18 protein-coding genes are annotated in these 26,223 nt (G+C 39.1%); 9 read left to right on the plus strand and 9 right to left on the minus strand.

Going from position 1 to position 26,223, the window contains the following annotated elements; translation table 11 throughout:
* Window positions 1-56: 56 nt before the first annotated feature.
* From fusA to HUV91_RS09670, 4 genes are all read right to left on the minus strand, one after another.
* On the minus strand, window positions 57-2,192 hold the full coding sequence (gene fusA, locus HUV91_RS09655; protein WP_130074244.1) for an elongation factor G: 2,136 nt from the start codon (window positions 2,190-2,192) through the stop codon (window positions 57-59).
* Between the two features lie 189 nt (window positions 2,193-2,381).
* The gene (gene rpsG, locus HUV91_RS09660; protein ID WP_004901967.1) at window positions 2,382-2,852 is read right to left on the minus strand and encodes a 30S ribosomal protein S7; all 471 of its coding nucleotides are present in this window, start codon (window positions 2,850-2,852) and stop codon (window positions 2,382-2,384) included.
* Window positions 2,853-3,030: 178 nt separating this feature from the next.
* On the minus strand, window positions 3,031-3,405 hold the full coding sequence (rpsL, locus tag HUV91_RS09665) for a 30S ribosomal protein S12 (RefSeq protein ID WP_000246374.1): 375 nt from the start codon (window positions 3,403-3,405) through the stop codon (window positions 3,031-3,033).
* 186 nt (window positions 3,406-3,591) lie between these two features.
* Window positions 3,592-5,037 (minus strand): EcsC family protein, encoded by a 1,446-nt coding sequence (locus tag HUV91_RS09670; protein WP_174493253.1) that lies wholly within the window; start codon window positions 5,035-5,037, stop codon window positions 3,592-3,594.
* Between the two features lie 232 nt (window positions 5,038-5,269).
* Between HUV91_RS09670 and HUV91_RS09675 the strand changes: the two genes are divergently transcribed.
* The 7 genes from HUV91_RS09675 to hemJ all read left to right on the plus strand — a co-directional run bounded on the left by HUV91_RS09675 (window position 5,270) and on the right by hemJ (window position 18,227).
* Window positions 5,270-6,361: an ATP-binding protein gene (locus HUV91_RS09675; RefSeq protein WP_130074242.1), complete on the plus strand. Its 1,092-nt coding sequence runs from the start codon at window positions 5,270-5,272 to the stop codon at window positions 6,359-6,361.
* Between the two features lie 2 nt (window positions 6,362-6,363).
* Complete coding sequence (locus HUV91_RS09680; protein WP_174493254.1) at window positions 6,364-8,928, plus strand: DUF5682 family protein; 2,565 nt, start codon at window positions 6,364-6,366, stop codon at window positions 8,926-8,928.
* Complete coding sequence (locus HUV91_RS09685) at window positions 8,925-10,103, plus strand: VWA domain-containing protein (RefSeq protein ID WP_174493255.1); 1,179 nt, start codon at window positions 8,925-8,927, stop codon at window positions 10,101-10,103. The genes HUV91_RS09680 and HUV91_RS09685 overlap by 4 nt, the downstream gene beginning before the upstream one ends.
* Complete coding sequence (locus tag HUV91_RS09690; protein ID WP_174493256.1) at window positions 10,100-12,244, plus strand: hypothetical protein; 2,145 nt, start codon at window positions 10,100-10,102, stop codon at window positions 12,242-12,244. Before HUV91_RS09685 ends, HUV91_RS09690 begins: the two co-directional genes overlap by 4 nt.
* A gap of 155 nt (window positions 12,245-12,399) precedes the next feature.
* Window positions 12,400-16,209 (plus strand): DUF4132 domain-containing protein, encoded by a 3,810-nt coding sequence (locus tag HUV91_RS09695; RefSeq protein ID WP_174493257.1) that lies wholly within the window; start codon window positions 12,400-12,402, stop codon window positions 16,207-16,209.
* Window positions 16,210-16,469: 260 nt separating this feature from the next.
* Window positions 16,470-17,702, plus strand: a complete 1,233-nt coding sequence (locus tag HUV91_RS09700; protein ID WP_130074237.1) for a beta-ketoacyl synthase N-terminal-like domain-containing protein — start codon at window positions 16,470-16,472, stop codon at window positions 17,700-17,702.
* A gap of 72 nt (window positions 17,703-17,774) precedes the next feature.
* Window positions 17,775-18,227, plus strand: coding sequence for a protoporphyrinogen oxidase HemJ (gene hemJ / locus HUV91_RS09705; protein ID WP_130074236.1), 453 nt, complete (start codon window positions 17,775-17,777; stop codon window positions 18,225-18,227).
* Between the two features lie 122 nt (window positions 18,228-18,349).
* Here hemJ and HUV91_RS09710 read toward each other — a convergent pair whose 3' ends face one another.
* From HUV91_RS09710 to HUV91_RS09725, 4 genes are all read right to left on the minus strand, one after another.
* Window positions 18,350-19,276, minus strand: coding sequence for an AEC family transporter (locus HUV91_RS09710; RefSeq protein WP_174493258.1), 927 nt, complete (start codon window positions 19,274-19,276; stop codon window positions 18,350-18,352).
* A 95-nt stretch (window positions 19,277-19,371) separates the two neighbouring features.
* Window positions 19,372-20,484, minus strand: coding sequence for an NADH:flavin oxidoreductase/NADH oxidase (locus HUV91_RS09715; protein ID WP_174493259.1), 1,113 nt, complete (start codon window positions 20,482-20,484; stop codon window positions 19,372-19,374).
* An 11-nt stretch (window positions 20,485-20,495) separates the two neighbouring features.
* On the minus strand, window positions 20,496-22,652 hold the full coding sequence (locus HUV91_RS09720) for a TonB-dependent receptor (RefSeq protein ID WP_174493260.1): 2,157 nt from the start codon (window positions 22,650-22,652) through the stop codon (window positions 20,496-20,498).
* A gap of 41 nt (window positions 22,653-22,693) precedes the next feature.
* The gene (locus HUV91_RS09725; protein WP_174493261.1) at window positions 22,694-23,968 is read right to left on the minus strand and encodes a carbohydrate porin; all 1,275 of its coding nucleotides are present in this window, start codon (window positions 23,966-23,968) and stop codon (window positions 22,694-22,696) included.
* Between the two features lie 400 nt (window positions 23,969-24,368).
* Between HUV91_RS09725 and mutM the strand changes: the two genes are divergently transcribed.
* On the plus strand, window positions 24,369-25,220 hold the full coding sequence (mutM, locus tag HUV91_RS09730; protein ID WP_174493262.1) for a bifunctional DNA-formamidopyrimidine glycosylase/DNA-(apurinic or apyrimidinic site) lyase: 852 nt from the start codon (window positions 24,369-24,371) through the stop codon (window positions 25,218-25,220).
* Window positions 25,217-25,501 (plus strand): peptidylprolyl isomerase, encoded by a 285-nt coding sequence (locus tag HUV91_RS09735; protein WP_130074230.1) that lies wholly within the window; start codon window positions 25,217-25,219, stop codon window positions 25,499-25,501. Before mutM ends, HUV91_RS09735 begins: the two co-directional genes overlap by 4 nt.
* 18 nt (window positions 25,502-25,519) lie before the next feature.
* Here the strand turns inward: HUV91_RS09735 and HUV91_RS09740 are convergent, their stop codons facing one another.
* On the minus strand, window positions 25,520-26,167 hold the full coding sequence (locus HUV91_RS09740; RefSeq protein WP_130074229.1) for a hypothetical protein: 648 nt from the start codon (window positions 26,165-26,167) through the stop codon (window positions 25,520-25,522).
* Window positions 26,168-26,223: the final 56 nt, after the last annotated feature.

Consider the following 26,223-nt stretch of genomic DNA (forward strand, 5'->3'; position numbering starts at 1 on the left):
TACATGAGCACTTGGTTTTTAACTATGTATTAGTTGGGCTTATAGTAATCGAAAGATTACTCGTCGTCACCTTTTTTACCACCATTTTGGAATTTAGAAATGATGCCTTCAGCCACGTTACGTGGAGTCTCTGCATATTTAGCAAATTCCATAGAGTATGTCGCACGACCTTGAGACATAGAACGCATTTGAGTTGCGTAACCGAACATCTCAGCAAGTGGAACTTCTGCACGAATCGCTTTAGTACCACCAGGTAAATCGTCCATACCTTGAACCATACCACGGCGACGGTTTAAGTCACCCATGATGTCGCCCATGTAGTCTTCTGGAGTTTCTACTTCTACTTTCATGATTGGTTCAAGAAGGATAGGATCCGCTTTCATGAAACCATCACGGAAGGCATAAGAACCTGCCATTTTGAACGATAATTCGTCAGAGTCGACATCGTGGTAAGAACCGTCGAATAATGTCGCTTTGATGCCTACAACTGGGTAACCAGCAAGGACACCATTCTTCATACGTTCTTGAATACCTTTGTCAACCGCACCAAAGAATTCTTTAGGTACTACACCACCAACAACTTCTTCAGCGAACTCGTAATCTTTACCAGCGTCTTCAGCAAGCGGTTCTAAACGTACGTATACGTGACCGAATTTACCTTTACCACCAGTTTGACGTACGAATTTACCTTCTTGTTCAACCGATTTTTTGATCGTTTCACGATAAGAAACCATTGGTTTACCAATGTTTGCTTCTACACCGAATTCACGTTTCATACGGTCAACAATGATGTCAAGGTGAAGCTCACCCATACCCGCAATAATCGTTTGACCAGATTCTTCATCTGTACGAACGCGGAATGATGGATCTTCTTTTGCCAAACGACCTAAAGCAACTGACATTTTTTCTTGGTCAGCTTTAGTTTTAGGTTCAACTGCAAGTGCAATTACTGGCTCAGGGAACTCCATACGCTCTAGTGTAATTACATGATTTTCATCACATAATGTATCACCAGTTGTTGTATCTTTAAGACCTACACACGCTGCGATATCACCCGCACGAATTTCTTCGATGTCGTGACGATCGTTCGCATGCATCTGTACAATACGACCAATACGCTCACGTTTCATTTTCACTGGGTTATAAACAGGGCTACCTGCTTGAAGAACACCAGAGTAAACACGTACGAACGTTAAGTTACCCACGAATTTGTCGTTCATGATTTTGAACGCAAGTGCAGAGAACGGAGCTTCATCAGACGCTTCACGAGAACCTTCAGTTTCGTCTTTGTCGTCAAGAATACCTTTGATCGCTTCAACGTCGGTTGGTGCAGGTAAGAATTCAATTACAGCATCCAACATACGTTGAACACCTTTGTTTTTGAATGCAGAACCACACATCATTGGCTGAATTTCGTTTGCCAAAGTACGTGTACGTAGACCGCCAACAATCTCTTCTTTAGTAAGATCGCCTTCTTCTAGGTATTTATCCATGAGTTCTTCTGATGCTTCCGCAGCAGCTTCAACCATGTTAGTACGCCATTCTTGCGCTAATTCTACCAATTCAGCTGGGATCTCACCGTATTCAAACTTCATACCTTGAGATGCTTCATCCCAGATAATCGCTTTCATTTCGATCAGGTCAACAACACCTTGGAAGTTTTCTTCTGAACCAATTGGAACAACGATCGGCACTGGGTTTGCGCCCAAGCGAGTTTTCATTTGTTCTACAGCACGGAAGAAATTCGCACCAGTACGGTCCATTTTGTTTACGAACGCAATACGTGGAACTTTATATTTGTTCGCTTGACGCCATACAGTTTCAGACTGAGGTTGAACACCACCTACCGCACAGTAAACCATGCAAGCACCGTCAAGAACACGCATAGAACGTTCAACTTCGATTGTGAAGTCTACGTGCCCCGGTGTGTCAATTACGTTGATACGGTGTTGATCAAACTGGTTACCCATACCTGACCAGAAGCATGTTACAGCTGCTGAAGTAATGGTAATACCACGTTCTTGCTCTTGTTCCATCCAGTCAGTAGTCGCAGAACCTTCGTGAGTTTCACCAAGTTTGTGGCTTTGACCTGTATAGAACAAAATACGTTCTGAAGTTGTTGTTTTACCCGCATCAATGTGTGCAGAGATACCAATGTTACGGTAACGAGAAATTGGGGTTTGACGAGCCATGATTTCTAGCATTCCTAAATTTTGTTGTTTAAAACAGGACGCATCAATAAGTATTGATGCGTACGGATACTTAATACGGATTTAAGCGCAACTTAAATTCCCGCAAATCCCCCACTTTGGTAGAGGGCGATGTTAAATCGTGCTGCAATTCGCATTAGTATTCTCCTGATAAGGGACTGTTTTAGCCGCTTAGAAGCGGTAGTGAGAGAAGGCTTTGTTGGCTTCAGCCATACGATGCACATCTTCACGTTTTTTGATTGCTGCGCCTTTACCTTCAGCTGCATCAAGCAACTCACCAGCAAGACGTAAAGCCATAGTTTTTTCAGAACGCTTAGCAGCAGCATCTACTAACCAACGCATCGCTAAAGCAGTACGACGGGATGGGCGTACTTCCATAGGAACTTGGTATGTAGCACCACCAACACGGCGTGCTTTTACTTCGACCATTGGACGAACTTTTTCAAGCGTAGCTTCAAAAAATTCAACTGGGTCTACTTTATTTTTTTCTTGAACGCGGTCTAAAGCACCGTAAACGATACTTTCAGCAATAGATTTTTTACCATCTTGCATTACGTGGTTCATGAATTTAGCGATTGTTTGGCTACTGAACTTCGGATCCGGAAGGATTTCACGAGCAGCAACTACGCGACGTCTTGGCATTTTAAACTACCTATAAATATGACACTTCAGGTTTATCCAGCAGCAGTACAAAGTGTCATGTACTTTTCGCTGGCCTTACTACACGTCGCTTGAATTTCACAAAATAAATGCAGAAATCAGACAAGCGAGACGATAAAGGATTGCAGTTCTATAATCTTAAGATTGAATTCTGAAAGAATTATTTCTTAGGACGTTTAGCACCGTATTTAGAACGAGACTGGTTACGATCTTTCACACCAGCACAGTCTAAAGAACCACGAACGGTATGGTAACGTACACCTGGTAAGTCTTTAACACGACCACCACGGATAAGAACAACACTGTGCTCTTGTAGGTTATGACCTTCACCACCGATGTAGCTAGAAACTTCGAAACCTGAAGTTAAACGCACACGGCAAACTTTACGCATTGCTGAGTTAGGTTTTTTAGGTGTAGTTGTATAAACACGTGTACAAACACCACGACGTTGTGGACAAGCCTTCAACGCAGGAACTTTAGATTTTTCAACTAAAGTTGTGCGACCCTTACGGATCAACTGATTTGTTGTTGCCATATGGCAATTCTCCCGTTAATAAAAAGCCTCAAAAAAATACCGCTTTTTGAGGGCATGCAATTGTAAGTCAAGATGTAAAAATGGTCAACATTCGACACTTATCAAATATTGACCATCTCTGTATTTTTTCAATCTTTTTTAGATGTTTTTTCCAAATCACCTAAAATAAATCTTATGTATGTTGTTTTAAACTTTTTTATTACGGTTAGATTTTGCTGTCGCTTCAACATTTTGCGGCACAGCTTCATTTTCACTCGACTGATCAACGACTGTTTCTGCGTCAACATTTGCCTGTGTATCTTGTGCATCTTTTGTTGCATTTTTTTCATCTGCTTGCGATTTTTCGGTCAATTTTGCTGTTTTTTCAACCTCACTCGCTTGTGATTCATCCGTAGAAAGCGAATTTTCTGTGGCAACATGTGCTTTGGCTAAATCTGCAATACTGATTTCTTCCTTATTTTTAAGTTGCTGAGCCTCATCTTTTGTCAATACTTGCACATCTTGAATAACGTCATTTTCTACAGTTTCTTCAATCGCAGGAACGGAAGCTGCATCTTCTTGCTCTGGTGCTTGTAACAATAAACTGGCTTGTGTAAGTAAGATTTCTGACTTTTCAAAAGCAGCTAAAGCACTTATATTTTCTTCAGGATGTTGCGCTTGATATTGTTGCGCCCCTTTAAATACAATTTGTGCTTTTTCAGTCGCGTCATCAACCAATTTCCAACTATAAGTTGCACTAATGCTCATACATGCTAAGGGTGCAAGTTTAGTCACAATTTTAAATTGGGGTAGATTGTCCAACCAAGACCATTTCCATGTACCATCTTGATTACTTAACCAATTTTTCAATACATCAGATGAGGTGCTTGATCCCACTAATTGTTGAAACTGACTGACATCATGGGTTTGTAAAGTGGTGGAAAATGTTCGTACCGCAATTAACAACGCTTGTTTTTCCGCCACAGAACCTAGATCAATTTTTTTGAAAATAAATTCAACAATCTCATGATCCTCAGGCTTCAACTCAAAGCCATGTGCACGTCCTGTTTGGTAAATACTACGTAAAGCTAGTGCAATCGATGTTGGCACATCAATCGCTGAACCAATCACACCTGTTGCACCTGTCAATGCACCTTGAATAGCAGCAAGGATTTTATTTTGATTTGCTAAAGCTTGGCTAATGCGCTGTGAGCGAGCTGGATCTTGGGTGAGTTCTTTTAAATCTTTGGCACCGACTTCTTTGAGCAGCTTATCAACTGAACTACTCTCTGAAACAAAATCATTCAATTTATCAAAAAAATAGTCTGACATTTTGTCATTTAATTGTGGTGAAATAAATGAAGCTACATTATTGATTTTTGTATAATGTCGTCCTAATAACTGACTCGATACTTTGGGTAAATGTTCGCGCATCATCTGTTGCGGGTTATCATATTGTTTTTTTTCAAACATGCTTTGATTACGAGCTTTGCCTTCCACAACTGAATCTTTTGCAGGGCTTTGATTGAGCTTAGTGACAGAATTAGGCGCAACATGATTTAACATATTTAAACCTGTCGCAGTTATTTTTTTAGCGAGTCCAAATGTATTGGATAACATGCGCTTTGTCTGTTTATTATTAGAATCTGCCATTTGCACTCTACTCCACTCATTTTTATGGGTTTAGCCCAATACTAAGGATTGTGCATGATTATCTCAACTCTAATTGTGTACGTTTGACGAAAAATATAAAAAACCATAATACCGTTACACAAAAATATATACATAAGTCACAATTTGTCGCATTCATGCTAACAATGCTGGCGCTCCCTGTCATGCCTCGTTATGATCAATTATATAACTGAATATCAAGATGATTCACAATATGGATAATAATCGACAATACACCTTAAAGCTCAGTGCTGAACAAAAATATGCTAATGAGTTACAACGCTTAAAAGAAAAAGACCAAAAGCGTAAACCACAAGGTTGGCAACTTTCAGCCTATGCCGTACGGGATTTTATCTTGGGCAACGCTCAGCTCAATATTCAAAAGAAATTTTATGGCGATGATGCTTTGGTTGATCGTGCCTTAGTTACCTTAATGGGCAATCAAGGTCTCATGCTGGTTGGGCAACCGGGTACAGCCAAATCTATGCTGTCAGAACTCTTAAGTGCCGCAATCAGTGGCAACTCTCAACTTACGGTACAAGGAACCGCAGGAACCACCGAAGACCATATTAAATATTCGTGGAATTATGCCCTATTGCTCTCTGAAGGTCCTTCGGATCGTTCCTTAATTCCATCCCCTATTTACTTTGCTATGCAACAAGGAAAATTGGCACGCTTTGAGGAAATTACCCGTTGCCCGCCTGAAATTCAGGATGTTTTGGTATCATTATTGTCTGAAAAACAAATGATGATTCCTGAAATGGGACAAGATTTTAGTGTCTGCGCACAACATGGTTTTAACTTAATTGCCACGGCCAACTTACGTGATCGGGGTGTACATGAAATGTCTGCTGCACTGAAACGCCGTTTTAACTTTGAAACTGTGAAACCTATTCAAAACCGTGCCTTTGAGGTGGAGTTGGTACAGTTACAACTCAAACAACAAGTCGGTGATTTATTTTCAGAGTTAACCGTACCACCGCAAGTAATTGAGCTGCTTGTCACTATTTTCAATGAATTACGTACAGGTCAAAGCTTACAAGGTGCCAACTTAAAAACGCCTGATGCAGTCATGTCAACGGCGGAAGCGGTAAATATTGCGCATGCAGCAAGTTTACAGGCAATTTATTTGGGCAATGGCGTACTCCAAGCCGAACATATCGCACAGCAATTGATGGGTGTAGTATTTAAAGACAATCCTGAAGATGCCAAACGTTTACGTTATTATTTGGACAGTGTGGTCAAAGAACGTGCACGCCAAGATCAAGATTGGAAAGCCTTTTTTGATGCTAGCCGTGAGTTTTAACCATGGCAGAATTTCATGCAGCAGCACTGCCTGAACGACTGCAACAGGCATTTCAAGCCAAGCAAACGCTCGCCGCAGCACAACAGGTTTATTTTGCGCCTATACGTCACCATAGCCCTGCTTGTGCCTATGCCTTGCAACATTATATTGAGGCATTACAACCCACACATATTTTAATCGAAGCGCCACATCGCTTTCAGTTTTTACTTAAAGCTTTATTAGATGAAAATACCCAACCTCCAATTGCAATTTTTGCACAAGCACAACAACAAAAAGCGACTCAGGCAAAACAATCGAATGAAAACCAAGATACACAAGACAATCAAACACCTGCACTGTTTTCAGCCTATTACCCATTTTGTGAATATTCGCCTGAATGGGTGGCATTAAAACAAGGGGCTGCACAACACGCAAAAATTGAATTTATTGATCTGTCTTGGCAACAACAAAGTGCTTTTAAATTGGCAAATGGCTCCTTAGATTGGTCTCAAAAAAATCTGATTTCTGAGCGTTATTTAGCGCATAGCCTATACATTCAAAATCTTGCACAGCAGTTACATTGTCGTAACCATGATGAACTTTGGGATCATTTATTTGAATTACAAAGTATTTCTAAACTCAAGCAAGCTGAAAAATTTTTCGAGGATGTCTTTACATGGTGTTCATTGGCACGTTTGGACTATGAACAGGATGTGCTGTTACAAGAAGCATCATTGCATCGTGAAGACTGCATGTGGCAAAAAATTCAAGCCTGTTTAAGCCCTGAACATAAAATTTTGGTGGTCACAGGTGGTTTTCACACCTTGGCTTTGATTGAAAATTTAACACAAAAAAACACAGCAAAACGCTACCCTATCCAGGTCAATAAAAAAGACAAATGGCAGGAAAATGCATGGTTAATTCGTTATAGTTTTGACCGTTTGGATGCGTTAAATGGCTATGCGTCAGGTATGCCATCGCCTGCATTTTATCAACAGTTTTGGCAAGATCTAAATCAAGCAGATTTGCAAGAACAGCAACAAGATCATGCTGATGATCATTTGATTCAACAACAATTTCTAAAATATCTCACTGAAATTTGTCATCATTTAGAGGATAAAAAAGTTCTAGATGTCACTGCGTATATTGCGCTAAAAAATACGGCTGAACTCGCATTGCAATTGGCACATTTGCGCGGTCATTACCGCCCAAGTCGTTACGATCTTTTAGATGCTTTACAAAGTGCCTTGGTTAAAGGTGAAGTGGACGATGGCCAACAACTGTTATTTCAGGAAATTTATACATATTTAAGCGGGCAACAACTGGGGAATGTCGCTGTACATCAACACAGCCCCGCACTCTTACAAAATATTTTCAAACAAATCGAAAAATATCGTTTTAATGTCAGCGATACAATTCCTCGCCATCGAAAACTTGATATTTACCGCAAGCCTTTACAGCAAGAAATCAGTCAATTTCTCAATTTACTTGAATTTGTCGATTGTGGCTTTGCACATCGCTTATCAGGTCCAGATTTCACCCATGGCGCGGGCATGGATTTGCTATTTGAAGAATGGCGTTATGCGTGGTCACCTTCGGTTGAAGCGCGTTTAATTGAACTTGCAGAATTGGGCGATCAATTACCTCACATCGCTTTAGGAAAAATTCTCGCTTTACAGCAATATCACCAGCAAAATGGGCTCGGACAATCGGCATTTGAAACCGCAAAATTGCTGACTTTAGCCTGTCGTTTGGGCTTAAAAGAACAACTGAATATTTTACAACAACAGTTAGATGATTATTTAGAAACAGATCAAAGCTTACACTCAGTCGTGGCTGCTGCACAGCAATTGTATTATCTATGGAGTGGTCGAAAGTTATTGCAATTACCTGAACACATTTTACAGCACAGTTTAGTGCGTTCAGTGCAACAAGCTTGTTTCTTACTCGAACAACTATATGACACCCATGAAGATAAAATTGAAGAAAATTTAAATAGTTTTAAGACTTTACATCATTTAATTTTGTCAGTTTCTAAACTAAAACTGCAACAAGAAAATGATGCATTGCTCGACTTATTTTATCAGCATATTGAACGTCAGCAATTTGATCACTTCCATCTCAGTAAATTAAAAGGTGCTTTGGATACCTTAATGTTTCTTGATCATCGGATTGATCAGGAACAATTACAGCAGTATTTAAAAATTGCCTTTGCTGTCGGCTGTGATGCAAATGAAGCTGTGCAATATGTGCAAGGAATGTTTGCAATTGCACCTGAAATTTTTGTGCAATCCTCCATTGCCATCAGTGCTTTATATGATTTGGTTAAACATTGGCGAGAAGAAACCTTTTTACAGATTTTGCCTGATCTGCGTTATATTTTCAGTCAACTCAGTCCAAAGCAAAATTCTGCTGTTTCACAAAAAGTCGCCCGTATGGCGGGGCTTGCTGAAGATGTGATTCTAGATCAAGCGCACAGTCATATCAGTGAACAAGACATGTTACAGGCTGCTCAGTTAAATCAACAATTACAACAGCTTTTACAGCATGATCAACTTGAGCATTGGATTACAGGAGTGGCAAAATGACATCCAACAATACCGCACCATCCGATGTAGACTCAGATGAAAATGTATTGGACAGCCTAGAAGCTGCCCGACGTTGGCGACTCATTTTAGGACGTTATTCCGATCAAAGTTTATCGGCAGCCCATTTGTCAGGTGAACAACTGAGATTAGAACGCAATCTCGATTATTTATATCAAAATGAATATAAACGCCGTGGCGTTCAACAAGGCTCTAAGCGACATGGTGGACTTGAAGGCTCACAATTGACTGCAATCAATTGGCTCAATCAAAGTCGTAAATTATTTCCCAAATCTACCTTTGAACGTATGCAAAAACATGCGCTCGAACGCTATCAACTGCAAGACTTACTTAAAGACCCTCAAAGTATCCGAGCGTTAGCACCTCATCCTGCCACAGCCAAAGCCCTGCTCAGTATGCGTGGACATTTAAGTACTGAAGCCAAAGAAGCAGTACGTGATGTGATTCGCCAAGTGGTTGAGGAATTATTACAAAAAATTCGCACGCAATTTTTGCAGTCACTACAAGGGCGACGCAATCGTTTTCGTCGTACCCAGATCAAGCAAGCGCAGAATTTTGATTGGAAACGCACCATTCACACCAATCTGAAAAATTATCAACCTGAACATAAAAAGCTGATCATTCAAAATCCAATTTTTAATGCTCGGGTGCAAAAGCATTTATCTTGGGAAATTGTGCTGTGTGTGGATCAGAGCGGTTCAATGCTTGACTCTGTCATGTATGCCGCAATTTGTGCCAGCATTTTGGCAGCATTACCTGCGATAAAAATCAGCTTGGTGCTGTTTGATACACAAATCGTTGACCTCAGTCATTTGGCACATGATCCTGTCGAAGTGTTACTCACCGTACAACTTGGTGGCGGAACCAATATTGGTCAAGCCATGCAATATTGTGCTCAAAAAATTACGCAGCCGAATCGTAGCATTTTGATTTTGATCAGTGATTTTGAGGAAGGAGCCTCGGTTCAGCATTTGTTAAATACGACAGCGCAACTGAATGAACAAGGCTGTAAATTGCTTGGACTTGCAGCTTTGGACAGTCAAGCCAATCCTGTTTATGACAGCAACATGGCACAAAAATTACAACAACGTGGTATGCAAATCGCTGCGATGACACCTGAGCATTTAGCCACTTGGTTTGCGGAGGTGATGCAATGATTGGACAAATTTATCTGCATTATGATGAAGAAAGTTTAGCCTTACATAGCAACGCAGGCTTGATTCGTCGTGCCAAAAAGTCACTTGAAGAGGTGCAACTCATTGAAGGCAATACTGCACCTTTGCAATTTAAAGTCGAAGAATTTGAAGTATGTTTACCAGAACAAGGTATTACCGAAGCACAATGCAACTGCCCTGCTCAAAGTTGTTGCAAACATATTCTCAGCAGTATTTTTTGGTTACAGCAAAATCAACATATCACTCAAACGACCATTGAAAGCACTGAACAAAATAATACACATGAGCATCTAGAAACTGCGAAAAGTCCTGCTCGCCTTGCAGAAAATGTCAAAGCAATCGCGACAGAAAGCGTTGTCCAAAATTCAGCGTTAAACACAGTTTTAGCCCTAAAAGACAGCACATTATTTAAAAAAATAGGCAAAGCACAAACCCGTTTAGCTTTTGAAATTTGGGAAAATTTTTGTGAGAATAAAGACTCTTGTTCTCTTGCAATATCAACTGAAAAAATCAGTTTTAAAACCACATTCAGCGAAAATCCAATTTTATTTTTCCCGCCAACAGCTTTTGATGGGATTTTGTCAGATATTAACGACAATAAAAAAAACGCTGTACATTTAGCCTGTATTGCCTATGTATTTCATCTGCATGCGCCTGAACAATGGCGATGGCCGGAGGATTTAAAACAACAACTTCACCTCAATCATCCATACACTTTAACCCCTGAAGACGTTGAATTTATCCAAGAACTACAACAACTTTGCCAACACTTTATTCAGCAAGGTCTCTCTCATATCGCTAAAGAATCTGTCTTGTCATTGCACATTTTAAATATGCAAGCACGTGCACAAAATCTACCTCGCTTGGCAACACAGTTAAGACAGTTACACGGCATGATGCAACAGTTGCTAGAAGATGACTTTCAGATGGATGAACAACAGATTTTCTCACAACTCGCCTATTTAAACGCTTATTTATTTGCCTTACAAAACAGTCAAAACCAAGCTAAAAATTTCAAGCGTCTCAAAGGCACTATGCAACGTGATTATCAAGAACAGAGTACAGAACGCTTAATTCCTTTGGGCTGTGAATGGTGGCAAACCGACAGCGGTGCACAAGGTCTAACACTTACGTTTTGGGATGTAGAACAACAGCATAGCCGTGAAGTCACCCAAGCCCGAGCCAATCGTTTAGACAGCACATTTGACAAAAATAGTGTGGCACAAACAGGCATTTGGGGCACATCTTTAGATTATTTACTGAGGCATCAGATTCAACTCAATATTTCCAAAGCAAGCTCTGAGGTCAATCTCAGTGCGAGTGCAGACACTCGGTTTACTCAACTTGCAAGTTTTCAAGACCTGACGTTAGATGATTTTCAACAGTTGAATATCGGGGTTAGTCGTTGGTCTGATCTCGTTCAATATGTGCAACCTACCTCAAGTTTGGAGCAAAATCCGTATCGTTATGTATTACTACGCCACCAACAGATTGATGCACCTGAACTGAATGAACAGCAACAATGTTTTGAATGTCGTATTCAGGATGATGATGCTTGTCATTTAAAACTCACTTTACCGATTGAAATTGAATATCAAGTTCGGATCAAACACCTCACTACGCTTATTCAAAAGAATGAAAAAATTGTAGCAACACTCGTGCGTTTGGACACCTCACAACAAAATATTCAACTCATTCCATGTAGTGTCATTTTGCAGAAAAAGCAACATTTGGAAATTTTCAGTTTGGACTACCATCACCCGTCCTATAAAAAGAGCAGTTTGGGCGAGTTGATCACAGGTCGGATCGAAAAATTACTGCAACAAAAAAAACAATGGCAAAGCCAACAGCACTATTCTGCTTTAGATATTGCCATCAGGCAAACCCAATCTGTGCTTGAGTTTTATGCCAATACAGGACGTGCTGTACTCGATCCGCAAGACAAACTTAAATTACAACATGCTGCACAATTATATGAGGACTTGGGCTTGGCAATATTGCAACGTAGTATTCAAACAGGCATCGAAAGTGATAATTTGCCAGCGACTTTACTAAAATGGCGACATTTATTTTTACAAATACAACGTCTGTCTTATCGTTTACCGATCGAACATTCAGTTTAATATAGAAAAATGAATATCAGGCTTTGCGACAATTAATGTCGTAAAGCCTTAGTATCCATCTACTATTTTTTGAATTTATTTTTAAAATAGAACAATATGTTTAATTCAATCCTACTGAATAACAAATATATCTTTGCAAAAGAGGAACTTTTACAATGCTCAGTCACTTCATGTCCAAAATAGAATCCTTTTTTTCTAATCAAAATCAGAAATCCACACAACAAAGCACTGAACATCAAGAATATAATCAAAAGCTTGTAGATACCGTCAAACCTTTATATGAGATCTTTAAAGTACTCAATGAAGTTGATGAAAATTTAATGAAAAATATTATTCCTTTTATTGTAGAAGGAACAAATCCAGAAATATTACTGCAACTCAATCAACTCAATGATGAAAAAGCAGCTGATTTAATTGGATATCCTGGTACTTATGAATGGCATTGGACAAATATTGAGCTCAGCAAAGCACAAGAAAAATTAAAAAATCAATCTATTAAATCACGCCAGCAACTCAATCATGCTTTATTTGATACGTTGAACAATCAACAAATCATTCGTTTGGGTAAAGTATATGAAAGTATTACCCAACAAAAAAATTATAAAGAACTGTACGCGCCCATTCCTGTGTGGTTTCACTATATTGTGGTTGATGCTTTGGTCACATTACAACAGCGTCATGGTTTTAGTGAACTTGATGCAAAAAAACCGATTAAACAACATTGGACATTGGCTAAATTAGAGCAACTTTTAGCTACAGATGAATCCACTTTGGCACAACATTTACCATTGTTTCTATTCGAACGAGTCGGTTGTAGTAGTTATTATACAGACCGTATGGATCTAATTTTTGAACTGTCTGATACAAATACTTATATCGAACAACATCTTGATATTTTTCAACAAGAGGTTCCAAATCTCAGTGTCGATGGGCAAACTGTATTTTTAGATTATTTAAAAGCTCAACCTGAGATTTTAAAGCAACTTCCTGAATTAATCGTAAAATTAACCATTGGTCGTTCTAAAACCATTCGTGATTTGGCAGTAAGTTTACTCAGCCAACTCAATGCAGAAGACAGTCAACGTTACTTACAGGACTATTTAATCCATGGTTTAAGCAAGGAACGTGGTTTTGCTGCAGAACTTTTAGCACGCTTAGGTGAACATAACCTTGCTGTTTTAGAACAAGCTCTTGAAAGTGAAAAGCAAAAATCTGTACAACAAGTGATTTTAATGGCTGTACAACGCTTAAAAGCAGTACATGAGTCTACTCACGCTACACATATTGAAATTCCAAGTTTTAGCCCCTTGCTTGCACAAAATATTCCTTCTGATTTCATTGATGTTTTACAAGATAATTTTGATAAAATTCTAAAAAAAGCCGAACAGTCTGCTGCGGCTGAAATCGAAGAAAATAAAAATCGTAGTTATCGTTCAGATTGGGCGCAAAAAAATTTAAAGCGTTTAAAAAACGTGAAAATTAGTAATTTTAAAGTGTTGTTAGATCAGGTAAATGGTCAACCCTCCCGAAAACCCTCTGAACAAGATACTCAGATCATCACCTATCAAAAAAATATACAAAAATATCCTGAATATTCACTGATTCATGCAATGCGCATTCATGTTTCTCGTAGGGCGGATCAAACGATCAGTTGGCGCACCATTTTTGAGGATGTACCACCTTCCCTATATGCGAATGTAGAGTTACGTCAAATCAACCAAGCACTCCAAGATATAGGATGTAGCAATACTGAGCGTCAGATCGCACAAGGTATGTTAATGTCTTATTGGAATAATTTAGATGACTATATCACCGAGCCACAACAGATTTGGCCTTTTTTTGCTGAACATCCTGAGTTTATCAGTGAAGCATTGGGTTTAAGTCCATCTTTAGAAGAAAGTGCCTATTATCAATTTGAAGCCATCAAAGCGATTAAAATTTTAGAATATTTCCCAAGCATTCCACAGCAATTTATTCCCCGTTTACTTGAATATGCTTTAGGGGAAAATAAACGTCTGCGTTTCGACGCACAGCAAGCTTTACAAACGTTGCCAGAAATTCATTTACGTGCCACTGAAGCTTTAGACTCAGGTAAACAGGAAATTCGCATTACTGCCATTGAATGGCTTGCACGTTTACAACATCAGGAAGCTGTTAAACCACTAAACGCTTTACTAAAAAAAGAGAAAAAGGAAATCGTTCGTGCCGCCCTACTCACTGCTTTGGAAAAATTAGGACAAGACATCAGCCCTTATTTGTCTGAAAAAGTGTTACTTGCTGAGGCTCAACAGGGCTTAAAAGCGAAGATTTCCAGTAGTTTTACTTGGTTTAATGCCAAAACTTTACCTGAATTATCGTGGAAAAATGGTACAACTGTAAAAGCCGAAATTATTCACTGGTGGGTGGTGTTGGCTGAAAAACTTAAAGACCCAAAAGCCAATGCACTTTTTCAACGTTACTTAGATTTACTCGATGAAAAAAGTCAGCAACAGCTTGCCAACCATCTATTACATCTTTTTATTCAACAAGATACTTTATCTCCTACTTTAGAACAAGCGATGGAGGTCGCAACCAAAGAAGCACCACAACGCCTACAAGGCTACCGAGACAGTTATCAACATTATGGACATAAATACCCTGAATATTATGGGCATTATGCAACCATTACACTTGAAGAAGTCATTGAAGAAGTTAAGCGTCAACAACTGTCAATTTATTTAGGTTCAGCGATTAAAAGTAAAGGGATGTTGGCACTCACTTATCCCGCACAAGGTAGTTTTGCTGTAAAAATGCTACAAAATTATATGAAGCAGCACTACCCTCGCCGCTCACAAATTGAAGCGATGATTTCAGCATTATCTCTCAGCAATGATCCATTAATCATTCAATTACTATTATCATTATCACGGCGTTATCGCACGACCTCTGTACAAAACTTAGCGACCGATTTAGTCACAGAAATTGCTGAACGCAATCAATGGAGTAATGATGAATTGGCTGACCGTACCATTCCAACGGCAGGATTGGATGAACATGGCGTCCTTAACTTAGAATATGGCACACGCTTATTTACAGCGATCGTCGATGATAAAGACAAATTTGTATTAAAGAATGAAGAAGGCAAAGTGGTCAAAGCCTTACCTGCAGCGCGTCAAAATGATGATGAGAGTTTGATTAAAGAAGCAAAAGCATTATTCAGCAGCAGCAAAAAAGAATTTAAACAGGTCGTTGACATGCAAACAGGTCGTTTGTATGAGGCAATGTGTAGTGAACGCCAATGGAATGTTACGGAATGGCAAGAATATCTGTTTCAACATCCAATCATGCAACGTTTAATTCAACGTTTAGTTTGGCTTGAAGTCACTGAATCAGGTGAGAAAATCGCGTTCCGTCCAAGTGATGATGGCTGCTTACTGAATCTAGATGATGATGAAATTGAACTTAGTAACACCAGCAAAATTCAAATTGCACATGCCGTGATTGTCGGTAAAGATCATGCAGATGCATGGATGGCACATTTTAAAGACTACAAAGTCAAATTTTTATTTGAACAAATGAGCCATCATTTACCTGAACTCACCGACCCCAAAGCCAATCAAATCGAAGATCGTAAAGGTTGGATCACAGATACTTTTACTTTACGTGGTGTCGTCAACAAACTCGGTTATCAACGTTCAAGCATTGAAGATGCAGGCTCATTTGACCGTTATAGCAAATCATTTAAACAATTGGGTATTGATGTACAAATCGTATTTAGTGGCAGTTATGTCCCTGAAGAAAATATTCCTGCGGTTCTGTATGACTTAGAGTTTGATCAACTCGGTAGCCGTTCTTGGAACTCAAATCGTCTACCCTTAAGTGAAGTTCCGCCAATTCTACTGGCTGAAAGCTACGCAGATTATTTGAAAGTTGCAGATGCATGTCGTGGTTTTGACCCTGAGTGGGAAAAGAAAACGCCTTGGTAAAACAAGTAAGATTTTCTCAAAGCTGCTCTTTTGTGAGATAAATTTGAGTAGCTTTGTCTTATTTTGCAAATATTTTACTTTTCATATTTATTTTTAAATACGGCAAAAGTAACTTGTAGCCAAGGATTGACCAAAAAGTCAGAGGATCAGGTAAATAAAGTCAATCCTTGTAGAATCTATATCTTTCGCCATTGCGATAGAAAACTAAAAACGCTTAAATGAGCCCATTGTATCGCTTATTTTAAAATAAAGGACTTTGTATGAATCGTCGTGTTGTGATTACGGGTATGGGTATTAACTCATGTATCGGAAATACATTAGAAGATGTGACCCATTCTTTACAAAATGGAATTTCAGGCACACGTCATAACCCGACTTATGAAGAACTCAATTTTAAAAGCCATGTCAGTGCTGCGGCTGAACAAGATTTTGACCATATTGACCGTAAACTTAAACGTTTCATGGGCGTATGTGCAATGTATGCCTATAATTCTGCGGTCGCTGCGGTTGAACATGCAGGTTTAACTCCTGAACAATTGGGTGGCAATCCACGTTATGGTATCGCAGGGGGTTCAGGCGGTAACTCAACTGCCTCTGTTGCTGAAATGATTAAATTACTTGAAGAAAAAGGTGCACGTAAAGTAGGACCTTTCTTCGTTCCACGTAATATGTCAAATACCATTACTGCAAACGTCGGTGTAGCCTTCAAATTACAAGGTGTTGCACACTCAATTACCAGTGCTTGCGCAACTTCTGCAGATGCGATTGGTTATGCATATAACCTGATTCAATTGGGTAAACAAGATTTAATGCTTGCAGGTGGCGGTGAAGAAGATCATTGGTCACAAAGCTTATTATTTGATGCGATGGGCGCACTGTGTTCTAAATATAATGAAACACCTGAAACAGCATCACGCCCTTATTCTGCTGACCGTGATGGTTTCGTGATTGCAGGTGGTGGTGGTTTCGTGGTTCTTGAATCACTGGAACATGCTCAAGCACGTGGTGCAAATATCTTGGCTGAAGTGGTTGCTTATGCTGCAAACTCTGACGGTGCTGACATGGTTGCACCATCAGGCGAAGGTGCGACACGTTGTATCTTGATGGCACTTGATGAAGCAAAGCAACACGGCGTAGAAAGCATTGACTATGTAAATACACATGGTACATCTACACCTGCAGGTGACGTAACTGAGTTAAAAGCCATGGAGCGTGCTTTTGGTGAAGGTCAAGTTCCACCATTGAGTTCAACAAAGTCAATGACAGGTCATAGCTTAGGTGCTGCGGGTGTACAAGAAGCAATTTATTCTGTACTGATGATGCAAAATGACTTTATTGCACCAAACATCAATGTCACAGAATTAGACGAAGGTGCAAAACCATTCGACATCGTACTTGAAAAACGTGATGCAAAATTGAATACTGTCATGAGTAACAGTTTCGGTTTTGGCGGTGTTAATGCATGTCTCATTTTCAAAAAATGGGAAGGCTAATTTGAAAATGGTTGATCTATTACTCCAATAGGTCAACCACTTCCGCACTGCCCTTTACATAAGGGTGATTTGATGGATGCTCCTTCTGATGCTTTCCTCTGGGTAAAAGCATTTCATATTATTGCAGTGGTCTGTTGGTTTGCTGCATTGTTCTACCTCCCACGCCTCTATGTTTATCATGCGATGAGCGAAGATCAGCTTAGCCATCAACGCTTTGAAGTGATGGAACGCAAATTATATCGAGGCATCATGTGGCCTTCGATGATCATCACACTGATCACCGCCCATTTCCTCGTGGATTGGGGGGATGCAACACGTCATTATCACGAAGCACTGTGGTTCTATCTGAAAGTAGGCTTAGTGGGTTTATTGGTCATTTATCATTTTGTTTGTGGTTATTACCGTAAAAAACTCATTGGCAATGCACATTACAAATCACACAAATTTTGGCGTTTTTTTAATGAATTACCCACCTTAATTTTACTTGCTGTGGTTATTTTAGTGGTGGTTAAGCCCACATTTTAAGCCCCCATATTTTAAAAACCTCCACACGGAGGTTTTTTAATTTTTTGGCTTATATAAAATTTCAAATACCCTAAATATCCATTGAGCAACTTATTTTTAACAATCCTTTTTATTGGGAATATTCACCACCACAATGCAATCAGCGCACTAATGATCACGAAACCCAAAAATGTACTGATCATCAACGGTGTTAAGGTTTTTTGATCTTGCAACTGATAGGCTTGTGAGAAAATAATAAAAGCCGCAGGCATCGGTAAAGCCGCAATAATCGTACCTGCATAAAGCATTTCCTGACTGACATTTGGCATCCAAGACAAGCCTGTAAATACTGCTAATGGCATTATGATCATTTTAGCAAACACCAAAAATACACTTTCCATATCAATTTTTTGAATTGATAAACCCACCAAACCACCACCAATAACAAAAAGTGCAATGGGTGAAGCTGTTTTACCTAGCAAATCTAATGCTTGATTCTGTTGAGTGGGTAATTGAATCTGAAAAAATGCAAAACTCAAACCCAAGATCACCGATAAAATCACAGGATTTTTTAATAACTTAAGTAAAGTCTGACGGAGTAATAATCCAAGATTTTGCTGTTGCTGCAAACCCATTTCAGCCAAAGCCAACACCATGGTCACTATGATGACATTTTCCACAATCAAGGTTAACGAGATATAAACGGTCGCCTGATTTCCCATCAGCAAGGTTAAAATTGCAGTCCCAATAAAGCCCGTATTTGACATTGCACCGCCCATCGCAAATACCGCAGCATGGCTAAACCGATGTTTAAAAAAGTAATAAAAAACCAGAAATACAGTCAAATATAAGAGAAAAGACACAGTCGCATAGACAAAGAAATAGCTTGGATACCAAATTTCATGCAAATCTTTAGAAGCCAAAGCCACAAACAATAATGCAGGAAGAGAAATGCGAATCACAAAAGCACTCAGTGCTGAAATTTGTGCTTTATCAATAAGATTGATTTTTACACTCAAATATCCCAAAAAAATGAGGATAAAAATAGGTAAAAGCACTGAAAGTACCATTGGGTGAATCCTTTTTCCGTATGGTAAAAATAAAAAGAGAAATATATCCTAAAATATATTTCTCAAAATCTTAAATACCATTAAGGCATAACTTTTTACTCAAATGGCGTAAAGAGACTTTTCAATGCATGGGGCTGACAACGGAGATATTGTGGTGCAATAGCCACTTGTGCATTCAACACAGCTGCTGCATGCCAAGGCCAACGTGGGTCATACAAAATTGCTCGTGCCAATGCAATCGCATCAGCTTGTTTATTTTGTAAAATATTTTCTGCTTGTTGTGGCTCAGTAATCAAACCTACCGCAATCACAGGAATATTCACATGTTTTTTGATTTCAGTAGCAAAAGGTACTTGATAATTTGCACCGATTTGAATGTTTTGCTGTACATGTAAACCACCTGAAGAGACATGAATATACACCGCACCGCATTGTTCCAATGCTTTAGCAAGGTCAATGCTAGAAGAGACATTCCAACCGCCCTCTTCATCCATCCAATCTGTTGCTGAAATACGTACCCCAATTGGATAATCAGCAGGCACTGCGGCTTTCATCGCTCTCGTCGCTTCTAGAGTCAGGCGAATACGATTTTCAAAACTGCCACCATACTGATCTGTACGGTGATTAGACAATGGTGACATAAATTGATGTAACAAATAACCATGTGCTGCATGCACTTCTATTAAATCAAACCCTGCCTCTACTGCACGTTTTGCCGCAGCTGCAAAATCAGCAATGATTTGTTGGATCTCATCAACGGTCAATGTATGTGGTGCAACATCATCTACATGAAATGCAATGTTACTCGCTGAAACTGTTTGCCATCCTAAATCTTGCTCAGGTGCAATCTGTCCCTTGCCCAACCAAGGTTTATCCGTAGAAGCTTTACGTCCTGCATGTGCTAACTGCACAGCAAAAGGCATCGGTGAAAGGGTTTTTACTTTTTGCAGCAACACCTTAATTTTGTCACGCTGTCTATCATTCCATAATCCGACATCGGCATAGCTAATTCGACCTTCTGGCTGTATGGCTGTTGCCTCAATGATACACAACCCCGAACCTGACAATGCGTAATTTGCCCATTGCTGTTCATGCCAATAGGTCACTTCACCTTGCTCAGTGGCAGAATATTGGCACATTGGTGCAATGATGATTTTATTATTGAGTTTCAGTTGTCCAAATTGAATCGGTTGAAATAGCAATGACATGTAAATTTTCCTTAAAATGCTTTTGTAATATTTAATCCTGCGCTCCAATTCACCCCATCCGCAGATTCAAAGAAACGCCCATTTCCATCATTTACAATCACAGAACCAATATAATTTTTATCAAAAATATTATCTACACGGGCAAAGGTTTTAATTTTCCAATCATGATTTTTCCAAATATACCCCACATTGGCGCTGGTCACGGTATAACTTGGCGCAGCATCACTATTACTATCATTGACATAAATTTTATCCATATAACGAACATCTATGCCCGCATTCAAACCTGTTTCAGGTAACCATCCCAAACTTGCATAGGCTTGGTTTTTGGCAATCCCAGGAATGACATTATCTTTTGGAATTTTACCCACAAGCACTTCATGTTGATCATTTAAAATTTCAGGAACATCTGCATTAAACGTAGCATCTAAATAACTATAAGAGGCTTGTGCCGTAAAATCTCGCCATAATTTTTTATTCCAAGACAGCTCTAGCCCTTCACGTAACGTCTGCTCTGCATTGCGAAAGGTATTTCGTCCATTATTTGACTGCCCTGAGACAATGTCGTCTTGGGTTTTACTTTGAAAAATTGCTGCGGTGAATTTCCCTAAACGATTTTTGGCTTTCAAACCGATCTCATAATTATCACTTGTCGCAGGTTTTAACGCAAAATTAATGCCTGACGTTGCCAAGGTTGGATAAGCCATTTCAGTAAATGTCGGCGTTTCAAAGCCTTTAGAATAACTAAAATAACTCATCAGATGTGGAGAAATATCCCAAGTCAAAGCAGCAGAAGGTAATACTTTGTCATAATCCGTTTTACCACTATCATCGCCATTTACACCTTTTACATAATGATCTTTCGACTCAAAATGGACATTGCTATAGCGTAAACCTGCATCTAATCGCAGTGCAGGAATCAACTGCCAAGAGGCTTGCAGATAGGGATCTAAATTCCATAAAGTATTTTTTTCATCACGACGCAGATCACCCTTTACCCCATAATTCGGCTGATTTTGCGGATTTAAAATAAAGTTTTCATAACCTTGACGATCTTCATTCATTGCATCATAAGCGACACCTACGCTCAAGCGTGTATTCGGCAATAACGCTTTGCCTGTCCAACGCAGATCTGCACCATAGTAATCACGTGCAAAGTCAATTACGCCACCTGCATGACGAGGATTTTTTTGAGCACTATTGGGAATCGATTGATACTGGGTCACTTCACGATGACCAAAATATGCCATTGAATAAAGTTCATTTTGATCATTCAATGGTTTAGTCCAATTGATCCCTGTTTGCGTTTGATTAATTTCTTTTCGGACATCAAATTGTTTTAAAAATGGAACTTGTTGTTTCGGATTGGCTTGCCATTGTTCACGGGTCAATCCTTGTGGATCATCGGCATTGATATCAACATGATTCAAGATCCAATTAATTTTAGAACCATCCTCCAAATCCCAACTGAGCTTGGCATTACTGAGGACTTTTTTCGCATCACTATGTTCACGATAACCATCTGTCGCAAAATACGACGTACTGAGCACATAACTCGGCTCATTGGCTTGATCTGCACCGCCTTGCAAGACAATGTCGGCACGATTTTTATCATGACTCCCTGCCGAATATCCTAATTGTATAGAGTCTCGCCCTTGCCCTTCTTGGGTTGTGGTTAATATTGTTCCACCTGAAGAATTACCATACAAGGCTGAAAATGGTCCTCCAAGAACTTCTATATCTTTTAAGCTACTCAAATCAATATTCGAAGTTTGCCCTTGACCATCAGGCATTGTTGCAGGAATCCCATCCACATATAAGCGAATGCCACGTACGCCAAACGTTGAACGTGCGCCAAAACCACGCATCGACAACTGTAAATCTTGGGCGTAATTTTCACGATTATTCAGTTGTAATCCCGGCACGCCTTGCAATGTTTCAGTCAGATTAACCCCGAGATTATTCGCTTGCTCTTTTTGTTCAATCCGATAAACCGAAGCAGGTGTATGCAACCATGTCGTATCACTACGCGTTGCGTGTAAAGTCAGTGTATCCAAAAGCTGAACGGGTTCTGATGTCCCCGTTTCAGCATAAAGTTGTTGACTAATACATGCTGTTAAACAAAGTAAGCTAAAATTTAGAGAGATAAATCGTATATTACTTTGCATCAGCATATTCCTTATGTTTGTTTTACATTTTAAAAATAAGACTAGAAAATAACTTTCGAGCCGAATCCAACCACAAAAGCATCATCCACTTTATTTGTTGCACCTGGATGTACAACATACTGAACTAAAGGACGTAACATCAACCATGGGGTTGGATAATAGGAATAATTAAGTTCCATATTATATTCTGCACTTTGATTCAGCACTGCAGCTTTAGGCGCTCGATAGCGCTCATTGACATGCACGCGATTCACAGCAAAACCTAAAATATCATTGGGATGACCATCAAAAAGACCAATATATTTCAAACCGAGCTGCTGAGAATTATCCACTTGTGTTGTTGTTTGATCATGAAAGGTAAAATTACCAAAGCTATGTAAACCACGGCGACCTTCGCCTGTAGACGTCAGTTGTTGTTCAAATGAAAGCCAACCACCATAACTGCGGTCTTTACCGACTGTACCTGCTTTATAAGCAACATCATATTGATTCTTTGCATCATCAGCCGTATTGTACAACAGCCCTGCACGGTAACTACCTGCTAAATTGTTAATTGCTGTTTTCGGAGACCATACGGTTTCAGCTAAAATATTAATCCCATCTGCATTTTGGGTATCTAAATTCCAACCGTGACGTTCTAAAGCATTTTCAGGGTTATATTCAAACACACCCACTTGTGTAAACAACTCAGGTTGTATTTGCCACTTTACACGCCCGCCCCATTGTGAAACAGGTGTGTTGTACCATAGCTTACCTTGCCATTTCCCCATCTGCGCAGCACAAAAAGCATTGCCTTGGAAATCGCATGCCATTGTATTAAATTCTGTTCCCAAGCCCATGCGCCCAATACGGAGATTCACGCCTTGTGCTTTAAAATTTTTTTCAATATATAATTCACTCAAACGACTCCCTGAGTTACCACGCCCCCAATTGGCTTGAGAATTGGCAAATTGTGGTGCACTTGGGTCTTGAATCCCTTCCAAACTCGTACTTTGCCCCTGACGAGCGGTCACCATAGCACGTACCGTCACCCCATCCCAACCAGCGAGCTGTTCAAGATTTAGCGTTGTTCCTACGGCAAATTGTGTCCCAAATGTCGGCGATTGATGTGCGTCGTAACCACCGTCCGCCAAATATGAACCATCCATTGCAATATTGGCATCAAATTTAATACCTTGTTCTGCAAGCGCAGTGCGTTTACCGCCCCAGTCTCCTGTTAAAGTTTTTCCATTGGGATCAAATGCAGATTCTGCATGTGTAGCTGACATTAAAGAAGCAGTTGAAATTGCCAATAAAGAAAGCGCAATAATTTTCATAGCAGAGCCTAATTTAAAACTGTATAAATTTTTTTGCAGGGTGTTAGATATCTATAATTAAGAGAAACATCACATTTACAACCTACAAATATGCTGCAATGGCATTGCTTACAATGGATGCCATTACAGTTTTATTACAAGAAAATTACACATTTTTATGAACTTCCACTAGGTGATTATTTTTATGAGTAAATAAACTTTTTTTTATATAATATCAGCTCATCTTATTACCAATTGTTTAGTATTATTAAAGTTTACTCACTGAATCCTCGTTTTGTCTGTACATACACTAACAATGCACCATCGCAATTGACCTGTATATTTTTAGAAAACTTTCTTGAACTGACAAATTTCACTACAATATTATTCTTATCTTATTATTCTCCTGTTCAACCGCCTTATGCCTGAATTACCAGAAGTTGAAACTACCAAAACCAGTCTTTTTCCATTACTTGAGCAAAAAGTAACCTCTGTACAAGTTCGGGAATCTCGCTTACGTTGGGCAATTCCTGATGATCTATCAAAATTAGTTGGACAAAAACTGATTCAACTAACTCGCCGTTCTAAATATATTTTGGCTGAATTTGAACACAATACCATGCTTTGGCATTTGGGAATGTCTGGCAGTTTTCGTTTATGTGATGCACATGAAGAACTGCGTAAACATGATCATTTAATTATTGATTTTGAAGACATTCAACTCCGTTACCATGATCCACGCCGCTTTGGTTGTATCCTTTGGTTAGATGAACACTCACAAAGTAAACTGATTGACACTTTAGGCCCTGAACCCCTCAGTGCTGAATTTACAGCAGAATATTTAACTGAAAAATTAAAAAATAAACAAACAGCCATAAAAGTTGCCATCATGGACAATCATGTCGTGGTCGGTGTGGGTAATATTTATGCAACTGAAAGTTTATTTAATTTAGGCATTCATCCTGCCCAACCAGCTAAAACACTGAATTCAACCCAAATTGCTAAATTAGTAATTGAAATTAAACGTATTTTAAAGCAAGCCATAGATTTAGGTGGGTCAACCTTACGTGATTACACTAACGCTATGGGTGAAAATGGTTATTTTCAGCAAACCTTACTCGCATATGGTCGTGCAGGTGAAATGTGCGTAAATTGTGAAACAACATTAGAAAATTTAAAACTTGGACAACGTGCGAGTGTATTTTGCCCACAATGCCAAACCTTAAAAAAAATCAAAGTCGTTCAACCCTCATCAAAAGGTAAATCCCAATGAAAACTGCAATTGCTCGTCATATTTTGGTGAAAGATAAGGACTTAGCTCAACAATTAAAGCAAAAAATCTTGGATGGGGCTGACTTTGCTAAAATTGCTAAACAGCACTCTACTTGCCCTTCAGCGAAAAAAGGCGGTGAATTGGGGGAAATTAAAAAAGGGGATTTAGTTGCGCCCATCGACAAAGCTGTGTTTAGTTTAGCTGAACGCGAACTTCATGGGCCAATTAAAAGTCAATTTGGCTTTCATTTGTTAGAAATCAAATTCCGTATGGACTTTTAAAATTGAAATAACAATAAATTAAGGACTTTGTTCTAAGCTGTTATAGTTTTCAATAAAGTCCGCATATTCATTGATGTAGCTTCTAAACATCTCCGCACGAGTAGCAAAATAAAACACCTCATTGCCATTTCTAACAATATTTTCAGGCGTTTTACCATTGCAAAAACCATGATTAGAAAAGACAGCTGACTTCAATGTACTGTAATGCTGAATGGCTTGCGCCTCACTCTCGAATCCAAAAACCAACATCGTAAAGTCTGGAAAATACTTTTTCTTTTCACCTATTCCCACTTTACTCTTTGCAGTGTAAATTCGTAATCCTTCGCCTTTAACTTGGAGTACTTTGTTCAGATCACAATCATTTTCTGACCAATTTTTACCACTTTCACTTTCAAATAACTCAAAATTTTGCTTTAACAACTTAACTTGTAAAGCATTCATTAAGACTTCATTTTCATTAATATTATTGGCTTCTATTGTTTCATATTGTGTTTTTTGATTAGGAATGTCTTCAAAAGTCAGTTGTTGATTTAATTCTGATGTATTTTCATTCTTGCTATTGGGCAGCGCAATTTTTTCTAATTCAGGATCTACTTTACTTTTTTGGGGTTCACTACATGCAAATAGACTAAAAATCATTAAACTTATCAGTAGTTGTTTTTGCATGTTCTGTTCCCTTCCCTTAATTTTAAATCCTTTATTCATAGTACACATAAAAAACG

The organism is Acinetobacter sp. Marseille-Q1623, from assembly GCF_902809895.1.
GTDB classification, from domain to species: domain Bacteria; phylum Pseudomonadota; class Gammaproteobacteria; order Pseudomonadales; family Moraxellaceae; genus Acinetobacter; species Acinetobacter piscicola_A.

What these genes read in the sequence shown, in the direction of transcription:
- fusA (WP_130074244.1), bottom strand. Translation starts at nt 2,192, where the DNA reads ATGGCTCGTCAAACCCCAATTTCTCGTTACCGTAACATTGGTATCTCT.
- rpsG (WP_004901967.1), bottom strand. Translation starts at nt 2,852, where the DNA reads ATGCCAAGACGTCGCGTAGTTGCTGCTCGTGAAATCCTTCCGGATCCG.
- rpsL (WP_000246374.1), bottom strand. Translation starts at nt 3,405, where the DNA reads ATGGCAACAACAAATCAGTTGATCCGTAAGGGTCGCACAACTTTAGTT.
- HUV91_RS09670 (WP_174493253.1), bottom strand. Translation starts at nt 5,037, where the DNA reads ATGGCAGATTCTAATAATAAACAGACAAAGCGCATGTTATCCAATACA.
- HUV91_RS09675 (WP_130074242.1), top strand. Translation starts at nt 5,270, where the DNA reads ATGGATAATAATCGACAATACACCTTAAAGCTCAGTGCTGAACAAAAA.
- HUV91_RS09680 (WP_174493254.1), top strand. Translation starts at nt 6,364, where the DNA reads ATGGCAGAATTTCATGCAGCAGCACTGCCTGAACGACTGCAACAGGCA.
- HUV91_RS09685 (WP_174493255.1), top strand. Translation starts at nt 8,925, where the DNA reads ATGACATCCAACAATACCGCACCATCCGATGTAGACTCAGATGAAAAT.
- HUV91_RS09690 (WP_174493256.1), top strand. Translation starts at nt 10,100, where the DNA reads ATGATTGGACAAATTTATCTGCATTATGATGAAGAAAGTTTAGCCTTA.
- HUV91_RS09695 (WP_174493257.1), top strand. Translation starts at nt 12,400, where the DNA reads ATGCTCAGTCACTTCATGTCCAAAATAGAATCCTTTTTTTCTAATCAA.
- HUV91_RS09700 (WP_130074237.1), top strand. Translation starts at nt 16,470, where the DNA reads ATGAATCGTCGTGTTGTGATTACGGGTATGGGTATTAACTCATGTATC.
- hemJ (WP_130074236.1), top strand. Translation starts at nt 17,775, where the DNA reads ATGGATGCTCCTTCTGATGCTTTCCTCTGGGTAAAAGCATTTCATATT.
- HUV91_RS09710 (WP_174493258.1), bottom strand. Translation starts at nt 19,276, where the DNA reads ATGGTACTTTCAGTGCTTTTACCTATTTTTATCCTCATTTTTTTGGGA.
- HUV91_RS09715 (WP_174493259.1), bottom strand. Translation starts at nt 20,484, where the DNA reads ATGTCATTGCTATTTCAACCGATTCAATTTGGACAACTGAAACTCAAT.
- HUV91_RS09720 (WP_174493260.1), bottom strand. Translation starts at nt 22,652, where the DNA reads ATGCAAAGTAATATACGATTTATCTCTCTAAATTTTAGCTTACTTTGT.
- HUV91_RS09725 (WP_174493261.1), bottom strand. Translation starts at nt 23,968, where the DNA reads ATGAAAATTATTGCGCTTTCTTTATTGGCAATTTCAACTGCTTCTTTA.
- mutM (WP_174493262.1), top strand. Translation starts at nt 24,369, where the DNA reads ATGCCTGAATTACCAGAAGTTGAAACTACCAAAACCAGTCTTTTTCCA.
- HUV91_RS09735 (WP_130074230.1), top strand. Translation starts at nt 25,217, where the DNA reads ATGAAAACTGCAATTGCTCGTCATATTTTGGTGAAAGATAAGGACTTA.
- HUV91_RS09740 (WP_130074229.1), bottom strand. Translation starts at nt 26,167, where the DNA reads ATGCAAAAACAACTACTGATAAGTTTAATGATTTTTAGTCTATTTGCA.